Raw genomic sequence first — 8,030 nt, 5'->3', positions numbered from 1 at the left:
ACCGCATCCTGCTCGACAACTATTAGTTACCCGGCGATCTCGAACGACAGATCAGTGCCTTCGTCGAGCACTACAATCACGTTCGCTACCATGAGAGCATCGACAATCTCACACCGGCCGATGTCTACTTCGGCAGAGCAGAGACAATCCTGGCCGAACGTCAGCGCATCAAGCGCGACACCATTGCAAATCGTCGCTTGCAGCATCGTCTGCAGGCCGCTTAAACTCTAACCCCTGATGAGCCAGAGCCTCCCTTCGCAGAACGCCTGATCAGTCTCAAATCATCTGACAACGGACAATCGTCAAATTGCCTGTCGCCCCGACCGAAAGGCCGAATGGCCCGCTAATGCGAGCGCCTTCCGGTCCGAGATTCACGAGCCAACCACGGTGCCGATCGCCTCCAATCGTTAACGTGATCGGTTCAAGCACCTGGCGCTGCGGTCGGTTATATCGGGGTCGTTCGATGCACGCCGCGATCGCCACCAGCAAGACTAGGAGGTTGTAGACCGTCCAAAACAGAACGATGGCGACGCCGTCGCCCGCTGTCGACGAGGTGTTGAAGACAAAATCGGCATTCAGCGGAACGATGAGGCCACCAAGGGTCAATCCAAACAAGATCAAAAACGGTCGCATCAATGACCATTGGACGACGACCCTCGTTCTGTCGCCGCCCTTGGCTGTCACCGAAAATCTGTGCGGTCCTCGCGTCAAGAGGCCGAGCGCAGCGGCCCGACAAATCGGCCAAGCGGCAATCAGCTGCGACGTATCGTTGACGATGGGGATAAAGAGCCCCTTCGAGAGCCAGTTCAAGGCCACCAGGACCATCACATAATACGGGACGTAGTATCTGGTGATATCGACGAGCGAAGCATTCATGATCGTAATACCGAGCCACCAGTACAGGAGCGGAAAGATCAGACTCGCCAAGCGGAAAGGAAAGGTGGTTAACCAATAAAGCACGGAATCGACGACGCTGATCCGGTGCATCAAACCCAGGCGATGGGAACCGAATGGATTGTAGCAATTGCGCGCAATTTGCATGAGGCCGAGGCACCAGCGGCCGCGCTGGACGATGTATTCCTTGAGGCCCTCTGGAGCCAAACCCTCGGTCAGCGGCTCGTTTAGATAGACGGTTTGCCATCCGTTTTCGGCGAGCTTGAGCGTGAGCAGGAAGTCCTCGGTCACGCTTTGCGTCGGAAGCAGGCCGATCTGTTGGATTGCTCGGACCCTCATCACGGATGAGGTGCCGCAACAGATCGCGATTCCCCAAGCGTCCCTTGCCGGTTCCACATTATCAAAGAAGTGTCGTTGCTCGTCCGGATACCCGGCGCTGATGCCGAGGTTGTGCTGGATAGGGTCCGGATTGAAGAAATGTTGTGGCGTTTGAACCAGACCGACGCTTTGATCGTGAAACAGTGCTACTGTGCGGTCGATGAAATCGAAATGCGGAACGAAATCGGCATCCAGGATAGCAATAAAATCTGGTCGATCGGGATCCCGGGCACGCTTGACGAGCGCGTGGTTGATGTTTCCCGCCTTGGCATGCGCGTTATCGGAACGCACGATATATCCGACGGAGTGCCGTTCACAGGCTTGTCGGAGCCAATCCCTGCGGCCGTCGTCAAGCACAAAGGCACGAAGCTTCGGAAATCGTAGGGCTTTGACGCAAACGATCGTCCGCTCGAGGATCTCGAGCGGCTCATTGTAGGTCGTGATGAAGATGTCGACGCCTGGCGCTTCTCCAGGCAGCCACCATCCGGCGTGCTGGTCAGCTTCCGCGGTACGTTCCTTCACGCGCGAAAGGATCATGAATGCGATGGACGAGGACAGAACCGTCCCCGTCTCCAGCGTGGCGAAGCCCCAACTGACCAATGCGTCCGCAGTCCAGTCAAGTGGCACCAGTGTCTCGGTGAACCGCCATACCACGTAGCGCCAAGAGAGAATTGCCGCCAGGCCGAGCAGAAGGGCGCGCCAGTACCATCGGCTCGGGTCAAGCAGTGGGAGGACGGTCAGGCGAAGTCCGATGATGATGGCAGCTCCCCCCAGGGCGGCGAGCAGAGGCGACAGCATTAACATTAGAAGCCATAACGCGTGAGAAAACGACGGAATTGGGCGATCGGGCCGCTCGAAAACACAACACGTCCAGTGCGACCGACGGCACAACCAAGATCCGGCTGCTGTGCGAGGCCCGGCACCGTTACCGTTACGTCAAAGCGTTGCAGATGCTGCGGACTCGGACCCACTGCAAGGTTTGCGTAAAGCGGCGACGCGCCGGATCCGCCGAGCCGGGTGACGGTTCCGTCGAAAATTCGTTCGTCGCCAAACAGCCGAAACTGAACCGTCGCGCCGACGGAGAGGCTGTCATAAAGCGATTCGGATACGCCCGCGGTCACCGCGAGGCTATTGCAGTCGACGAGCTTGACCAGGTCTTGCCCACGCCGTGCGTACGCGCCATCATCCACCAGGATGTCCCAGACGAGGCCCGGGACGCGTGCATTAAGCGTCGCGGACGTCAGGCGATTGACGCGCAAACGCTCGGCATCGATTTGCCGATCGAATTGAGCGATGCGCCCTTTAATCTGCTGCTCGTCGACATTCAGTTCCGCCAGGCGCTGATCGAGTTCCCGAATGCGCTGCGTCGAGAAGGGGGCATCGTTATATGACTCGCCGATGAAGACTCCGGTGCGGGCTGAGGTGAGTTCCGTCTCGAAATAGTTGACGCGCTGTTGCGCACTCTCCACGTCTTGCTGTGCGACATCGAACTTCGCGCGCGCCCGGTCCAGGCTGGCAGCCGTCTGAACGCCGCGATTGTTCAACTCATTGGCACGTTTGAATTCCGAATCTGCCTCGCGCAGGCGCGCGGCTGCCGCATCCTGCGTCGCCCTCGTCTCGGCGATCCGCGCCTCGATCTGCCGAATTCTACCGCGCTGGTAGTCGGTTGACTGCGCATCAAATCCGGCTCTCGATTGCGATAGCACGTCACGCTGACCGGCGATGCGTTTGAGTTCGATGCGTTGATTGTCCCGATCGCGCTCAAGCTCAAGAAGCCGAGCGGTGTCGAAGCGCTCGTCGGCCACTTCAGCCGCGAGTTCCCCCGCGTTAATGCGCCCCCCAATGCTCTTGACGGCAAGCGTGACCCGGCCTTCGATCGGCGCACGCACGACGTAAAGTCGAGCATTTACTGTGGCATCCGCCGAAGTTCCAGCGAAGTGCTCGCCGATGATGACGTACAATCCGCCGGCGAGAAGAACCAAGCCGATGACCACACGTGCGAGCTTCATGAGAGACTTCCAACCGCATTCCAGGCCTTGTTGCTTGAGTTAATTTTGCCATTCGACAAACCCAATTGAAATGCGCGATGCCGCCGATTCAGCAACGCTACATGCTCCGGCGGAGGGCTCAGCCACCTCGGGCACTGTGCTTGTCCGCCGTTCGGGTTTCCCGTCCCCGGCTGCAATCCCAAGCATTCGATACGTCCTAACCTGAACAAGGATTGACTAGTGGTTCTCTGCTCAGTTCCGATCATCAACCCTTGGAACGTACCACGACCTTCGACATGTCCACGCCTACCTTCTTTGATAGCGCTCGGACACAGGGAAGAAGTACAAGTACTCAACTGCGCAGATTCATCAGCAGCCGATGATGATCGACCGTGGCTGATCTGAGGCCGGCAAATTGGCACCATCTTTGGCTAGAGTTTGCGCCGGCCGATCCCCTTGGCTGAGAGGAGCGGACGACGATGAAGGCCTCAAGATTTTCGGACCCGGGAAGGCGTTCATCCTGAAGCAGGCCATGATGGGATTGCGGTGGCCGAGATCTGCCGCAAGGCCGGGATTAGCAGGCGACTTATTTCAGCTGCAAGAAGAAGTATGACGGGCTGCTGCCGACCGAGCTGGGACCGCCGACGCAGCTCGAGGACGAGAACGCCAAGCTGAAGAAGCTGGTCGCCGATCAAGGCAGCACCCGGAGCTTGCCGCCGGTTGCCAGCTGATCATGAACAAAGTCCACAGCGCGGGTCTCATTCGATCGCGTCGCCGGCGTGCGATCGTCGCGCAGCTTGGCTTCGAACCGGCGCTACCGCCAGTGCCGATGCTCAACACCGCAGCGTCCAGCGCTTCCTGACGCCTCCTCGGCAGCTCCCGCCGACTCGATCTGGCAGCCTGCCCGTATGTCGCGCACCAATCAGGTCCTTTTTCCGTATCCGCCCGGATTGTCAATTTTTTGAACATGGTGTTCTACTGGAGGAACACCGGTGGAGGGATTTTCATACTTAAACTGTTTTTTCGCTAGATTCCGGTGGCGAGGCCGCGGGACGGCAGCGTCTCGCGGCCCCATTGATTTTCTCAGTTGAGCGCTCCGGGTGGAGTCGGTCGCGTTTACCGTCAGCAATTATAAGTGCTTCTACCTAGCTTCGCTTTTCAGGGGCGTCATACTTGGCGCTATCGGTTGGGTTACTTGAGCGAGATCGGCCGGGGCCAGTTGTCGCAATCCGTCGGGGAGAACGGCGATCCTGGATCAGACAAGCTACCGTGATCCCGCCATTCGTCCGAAGTAAGCGAGAGCAGGAAGCTTCGGACAGGATTGGCGTTGATCGTCAGCTTTCAGACCAATGTCGACGACTCGACCATATAGCCACGCTACGAAGCGCCTGCACAAGCTCCGATTCTCGATTCGGCACGGCCCTTGCTCGGTTCGGAGCAGCATTACCGGTTACTCCAGATGCGGTGATGTTAGGGGCGGGCTTGGCGCCGCGTCGCCGCTAGCGTCTGGTCCGCCCCGCTGGTGCTGTGAGGCGATATGAAACAGGAACTTCGGCCGGCGATCGGATTCGCGCGCGCTCGCCGCCGCTAACCTACGCGGGCACGAACGCGACGAATCAGTTTCTCGCTGAGCCGGCGATACGAGACCGTCATGCCGACGAGATCCTTGCTCCAGGCAAATCAGGAAAGTGTACCCGCGACTACGAAGTAGCCGCGCAGGCGTAGCTTGCGACTCGATATCGTCGCCCAAACGTCGACGCACGATACTTCCAATCTCGACAAGCAAAGATGCAGACTGGAACGGTATTGTCGTACAGTGTTGAAAAGGGCTGGGGCTTCATAAGGCCTGATGGTGCCAAGGGCGAGGATGTGTTCGTGCATATGTCCGAACTACGCAACTGCACAGGTACCGATCTGCTGCCGGGCACGCGTGTGACTTTCGATCTTCGCTTCAACAAACGGCGCTCAAAGTACAGAGCTGCCGAGGTCAGGCTAATCGATTAAAGTGCCGCGTATCCTTAAGCAGGTGTTCGAGATTGTTCAAACTGTCGGGCGACGCGGAAAATGCCCCGAGAATGTTACCGAAGCGGATCCCCGTTTCTACCTGGACCGGCTTGCGTTGATTGGGCGAAGGCCCCTGTGGGGACCCGGACATCAGGTACGTAGCGAGGATCGATGCTTAACGTAATCTCTGCGCTACTGATGAGCTGTCGAGCGGCCTTTGATCGCCAATTCTTCACCAGCCGCTGCATCGTACGCCGCTGATGCCGGCCGAACCGACCGGGCGCATGCGCTTCCAGCCGGGAGAGAAGATCGGCCGCGGACAGGTCGCTGCGAACCATTCTCGATGATGGGAATGTAGGGGTCGAGCATCAATGGCCGACGCGGCACTGGCTCGCGCCGCACATAGTGACGCGGAAGCAGCGCGGGCGCGACTCGGCACCTGATTCCAGCTTTGGGGAGCCATAGATCGGGCGCTGTCCCTACTGAAATTAGCGGCGCGTGTGGTAGGGACAGCGCCGTATCTGACACGAGGCGCCGAGTCACGTTGCCGCTAACTTCGCCGCGGTGGTCCGAATGGACGGGGATCACCAACGGGACAACCGCTCGCCCGCCGAGCTGAGGCGTTCGGAGCGGATAAAACGCGCCGACCAGATCGAACCTCGGGGTTTCACCAAGACCGACGCGGCCGCCTATTGCGGCTGCTCCGAGGACGCGTTCGAGACGTGGATGAAGAAGGGGGGCGATCCCCGGCATACAGCGCTGGGACCGCAAGGCGATTGACCGGTATCTGGACCGGGCGTCCGGTCTACCTCAGGCGACGGCCAGCGCCGCGGACGATGCACTCGCGGCTTGGCGGGCTTCACGCGCAAAGCGCGCGGTTTGATGTCACGGATGAGCGCGTGCCTTCAGGATTTCGGTAATCGTGGCGCTACCCCACACTGATTTCGTCCAGCGCGTCCGTTAGCATCCTCAGAAACGATTGATGCCAATCATATTCATCAGACAGCAGCCAAGTCGGTAGGCTGGCGACGTAGCGGCTCAGCGCGATGACGCCCGCAAGCGTTGTCGGTTTGGAGTGGATGAGCACGTCTGCGTACTGCTCGAGAGCCAACAACCGTTCCTCGCTGATTGCCTCGGCGGCATCAAATTCGGGGCCTTCGACTAGTTTCGCCGATAGGGATACCGCGGCATCGTATTGCGCGGAAAGCTCGCGGTGATGCTCAATCACATCAAAAATCGAATCTAACTCAGTCGCCATGGCGCATTTGCCCCAGGCCGCATGAGATCGGCACCAACCAATCCTGGTAGGTGCAATGGATACCATTCGTCGATACAGCTTGAGGCATACGGCCGCCTTTCGACCGCGTAATCCTGCCCACCACGGGCTGCTCTACGGTGGTCCTAGACGGCGCCAAACTGAGCGGCGACTGGTCGAGGCTTTGCGAACCGCAGTTGACGTCCTGCGCAGTACAACAGCAAGGGCGAGCTTTACATCGTGTGGGAGAAAAAGACCCCCCAATCGTGACGGCCGTAATCATCGGCTTGGCGCCGTTAGGACGGGCGCTTCAGACGGTGGGAGAAGGAAACGGCTTCTTCGCCGCGCGAGGAGCACAGGTGGAAGTGTGGCGCGATCGTGATGCGGGACAACCCAGATCCGCTCAAAAGAATACCTGCCGTGGATGACTGGAGGGCGCAATTAAATCCGATCAGTCGATAGGCATGTTCACTGACCCTAACCGTATCTCTACCACAACCGAAGGTGCAGCGCTGTACACTCGGTCCGCGAGCACAGGGAAATAAAAGCGGTCAACGAGATCGTTGCCGCCTACGACAGGCACAACGCGGCGATCGATCGCCTGCGCAAAAAAAAGCACGGAATTGATGGAGCTAACCAGCGCTCGGAGGATCAATCGGTCGATCGTGAACGTCTTATCTCTTATGCCTCAATGACGCATAGACGCGCAATTCTTTGCTCATCCTGACCCCTCATCCAGTTTGATAGGACGCGTTAAAACTTATCTGGGTTCGAACCGCCTTTGATCAGTCGTCCGTTAAGAAGCTGGATTGAGCTGGGCTGGAGAGGCGAGCCCGCGCCCTAGCAGTTCCAGGAACAGGCCCAAGAGCTCTCTGAGCCAGGCGAGGATGAAGTGCAACAACCTGTTGGTCAGGTTTCGGGCCGAGAGCCCGGTCATCTCGGGAAAGGCTCGGCCAAGGTCGGCGGCTAGACGATTTATGATCTTGGCACCCAATTCCTCCCGGTCCTGCCGCGCGAGGATATCGCGTCCAATGTTCCAATAGAGCAGGATCAGCTCACGGTTCACCGAAAGACCGGCAGGATGCCGCGCCTCCGCAATCTTCCGTTTAAGGTCGCTGATGAACGTCAAATAGCTTCGCGCATCAATTCCGGTCGTCGGTTTGGCACCTCTTCGGATTGAGAGGGATTTGGAAGGTCGCTTCCTCATGCGGCTGCCTGAGCTGGTCCCGCAAATCTGAACAGCGCGATAAGTGGAGTTTCTGCCTGACGGCGGGCAAGATTGACCCGCGAATCAGGAGAGACGATGAGCAGACGAGCACGGCGGAACCACACTCCGGCTTTCAAGGCGAAGGTGGCACTTGCCGCCGTCAAGGGTGACCGCACGCTGGCGCAACTGGCGGAGCAGTTCGACGTTCACCCCAATCAGATCACATCGTGGAAGGCCCAGCTCGAAGGCAGCGCTGCCGATGTTTTCGGTCCGGGCGGCGGGAGTCGGATCGCCGAACCCACCG

Annotated in this window: 8 protein-coding genes and 3 pseudogenes; 5 read left to right on the top strand and 6 right to left on the bottom strand. The window is 58.9% G+C overall.

Annotation, left to right across the window (positions count from 1 at the left end):
- Positions 1-224, top strand: a pseudogene (locus tag E4K64_RS38730) (integrase core domain-containing protein); the annotation flags it as partial.
- A 52-nt stretch (positions 225-276) separates the two neighbouring features.
- Here the strand turns inward: E4K64_RS38730 and E4K64_RS38725 are convergent.
- Complete coding sequence (locus E4K64_RS38725; RefSeq protein ID WP_235884961.1) at positions 277-2,070, bottom strand: glycosyltransferase; 1,794 nt, start codon at positions 2,068-2,070, stop codon at positions 277-279.
- A gap of 5 nt (positions 2,071-2,075) precedes the next feature.
- A complete protein-coding gene (locus E4K64_RS38720) occupies positions 2,076-3,281 on the bottom strand; it encodes an HlyD family secretion protein (RefSeq protein WP_126262131.1) in 1,206 nt (401 codons plus the stop codon).
- Positions 3,282-3,739: 458 nt separating this feature from the next.
- Between E4K64_RS38720 and E4K64_RS38715 the strand changes: the two are divergent.
- Positions 3,740-3,952: pseudogene (locus E4K64_RS38715) on the top strand (transposase); the annotation flags it as partial.
- 5 nt (positions 3,953-3,957) lie between these two features.
- Here E4K64_RS38715 and E4K64_RS41525 read toward each other — a convergent pair.
- Positions 3,958-4,074 (bottom strand): annotated as a pseudogene (locus tag E4K64_RS41525) (IS3 family transposase); the annotation flags it as partial.
- 974 nt (positions 4,075-5,048) lie between these two features.
- Here E4K64_RS41525 and E4K64_RS38705 point away from each other — a divergent pair.
- Positions 5,049-5,264 carry a cold-shock protein gene (locus tag E4K64_RS38705; RefSeq protein WP_126262132.1) on the top strand — a complete coding sequence of 72 codons (216 nt, stop codon included), beginning with the start codon at positions 5,049-5,051 and terminating at the stop codon, positions 5,262-5,264.
- Between the two features lie 74 nt (positions 5,265-5,338).
- On the opposite strand, the gene E4K64_RS42075 is transcribed toward E4K64_RS38705, so the two are convergent.
- On the bottom strand, positions 5,339-5,602 hold the full coding sequence (locus tag E4K64_RS42075) for a hypothetical protein (protein WP_488225974.1): 264 nt from the start codon (positions 5,600-5,602) through the stop codon (positions 5,339-5,341).
- Positions 5,603-5,837: 235 nt separating this feature from the next.
- On the opposite strand from E4K64_RS42075, the gene E4K64_RS41520 reads away from it, so the two are divergent.
- Positions 5,838-6,044 carry a hypothetical protein gene (locus tag E4K64_RS41520; protein ID WP_235884960.1) on the top strand — a complete coding sequence of 69 codons (207 nt, stop codon included), beginning with the start codon at positions 5,838-5,840 and terminating at the stop codon, positions 6,042-6,044.
- Between the two features lie 148 nt (positions 6,045-6,192).
- Here the strand turns inward: E4K64_RS41520 and E4K64_RS38695 are convergent, their stop codons facing one another.
- On the bottom strand, positions 6,193-6,522 hold the full coding sequence (locus E4K64_RS38695; protein ID WP_164719152.1) for a hypothetical protein: 330 nt from the start codon (positions 6,520-6,522) through the stop codon (positions 6,193-6,195).
- A 793-nt stretch (positions 6,523-7,315) separates the two neighbouring features.
- Positions 7,316-7,648, bottom strand: a complete 333-nt coding sequence (locus E4K64_RS38690; RefSeq protein WP_235884959.1) for a DUF1016 N-terminal domain-containing protein — start codon at positions 7,646-7,648, stop codon at positions 7,316-7,318.
- Positions 7,649-7,822: 174 nt separating this feature from the next.
- Here E4K64_RS38690 and E4K64_RS38685 point away from each other — a divergent pair.
- Positions 7,823-8,030, top strand: a 208-nt coding sequence (locus E4K64_RS38685; protein ID WP_135163638.1) for a transposase, incomplete at its 3' end; no start/stop codon positions are given.

Source organism: Bradyrhizobium frederickii (assembly GCF_004570865.1).
Classification (GTDB): Bacteria; Pseudomonadota; Alphaproteobacteria; order Rhizobiales; family Xanthobacteraceae; genus Bradyrhizobium; species Bradyrhizobium frederickii.
This window is presented reverse-complemented; position numbering and strand designations above follow the sequence as displayed.

Bases quoted from the DNA above. Each gene is read 5' to 3' on its own strand.
- E4K64_RS38725 (WP_235884961.1), bottom strand. From the start codon at position 2,070: ATGCTGTCGCCTCTGCTCGCCGCCCTGGGGGGAGCTGCCATCATCATC.
- E4K64_RS38720 (WP_126262131.1), bottom strand. From the start codon at position 3,281: ATGAAGCTCGCACGTGTGGTCATCGGCTTGGTTCTTCTCGCCGGCGGA.
- E4K64_RS38705 (WP_126262132.1), top strand. From the start codon at position 5,049: ATGCAGACTGGAACGGTATTGTCGTACAGTGTTGAAAAGGGCTGGGGC.
- E4K64_RS42075 (WP_488225974.1), bottom strand. From the start codon at position 5,602: ATGGTTCGCAGCGACCTGTCCGCGGCCGATCTTCTCTCCCGGCTGGAA.
- E4K64_RS41520 (WP_235884960.1), top strand. From the start codon at position 5,838: ATGGACGGGGATCACCAACGGGACAACCGCTCGCCCGCCGAGCTGAGG.
- E4K64_RS38695 (WP_164719152.1), bottom strand. From the start codon at position 6,522: ATGGCGACTGAGTTAGATTCGATTTTTGATGTGATTGAGCATCACCGC.